Raw genomic sequence first — 813 nt, forward strand, 5'->3', positions numbered from 1 at the left:
ATATTGAAATTGATCGTAATTTGAGTGCTTCATGCGAAGATATATACTCTCCCCGTGGTGTAGCTTTGCATCATTTTCTTTGTAGAATTCAAATGCTATAGGTGTACCAGATAAAGCATTGTTTTCTTTACTTGCAAGTGAGACATAATCATAACGGTTTGCTACATACCATTCAAATGTTAGACCTTGATAAGGAGATTCACTTGGTACGATATAATAGTTTTTCCCTGCTTCTATGACGTTTCCTTCTATATCATAGATTAATGCGGTCTCTATACTTGGAGCTTTCACATTTTCAGTAAAAGTTTTAAACCAAAGATTTAAGAAACCTGCTGTATTGCGCTGAGCTTCTCCTAAGCTTCGCTGCACAGCTGGGGTAACCATTTCTTGCCACAATTGTGCCTTACCACTATTATAATACTTAAATGTTTTATCATTAGTAATATTTTGGATTTCAGGTTTAGCTACTCGGGCTGCATAATCAATCCATTCTTCAGGTGTGGATAGAGAGTCGTTATAATTCCCTCCAGTATTGACTGCAAATTGATTTTGAATGGTTGTAACATAATTTTCAAAGTAGCTATGATATTTTATAGCTCTCGTATCAATTGCGGTAAAATTTGCTGCATGCATAGGTTGGGTAGCATCTGTAAAGTAGTGCGTGGCTACTCCTAAGTAATAGAAAGCTTTTTCATAGTCTTTATTTCGTAAATGTTCTCCAGATTCATAAAAGTATTTCTTACCTTGTGTAAGAGCCGTTGGATTTGTTTCTCCTCTATAATTTTCTTTAGTATCAGGATCATAAAAATGAGA

At 35.1% G+C, this 813-nt stretch carries 1 protein-coding gene; it reads right to left on the reverse strand.

Annotated elements, in window-relative coordinates; all coding sequences use genetic code 11:
• Positions 1 to 813: zinc dependent phospholipase C family protein (locus B5P42_RS30900; RefSeq protein ID WP_181458858.1), on the reverse strand; the 813-nt coding region annotated here is incomplete at both ends.

Source organism: Bacillus sp. SRB_331, assembly GCF_003264175.1.
GTDB lineage: Bacteria > Bacillota > Bacilli > Bacillales > Bacillaceae_G > Bacillus_A > Bacillus_A mycoides.